The 261-nt window shown below is 40.6% G+C and carries 1 pseudogene; it reads right to left on the reverse strand.

The window, feature by feature from the left end:
• Positions 1-261: pseudogene (locus AB4160_RS19495) on the reverse strand (transposase); the annotation flags it as partial.

A 261-nucleotide genomic window follows, 5' to 3' on the forward strand; every position in this document is an offset into this window, starting at 1 on the left:
TGGATTCAAATCAACATAAGCCATACAGGCGAGTACGGCCGCATCATCTAACAAGGCTTGAGATTTAAACCGCCCTTCCCAAAAACGGCCTGTACACTTGTCTTCTTTATTGGCCATTCTAGCAATCGGTTCACTCAAGGAACGCATAAACCAACTAATATCGGTTAAACGTTCTCGATATAGCCCAATACAATCATTAACCGTCTTTAATTCAAACTCATTAAGGACTTCAGCTTTAACAAATTTATGCGTCAACAGGGT

It is taken from the genome of Shewanella sp. 10N.286.51.B8, assembly GCF_041469325.1.
In the GTDB taxonomy this organism is placed as follows: domain Bacteria; phylum Pseudomonadota; class Gammaproteobacteria; order Enterobacterales; family Shewanellaceae; genus Shewanella.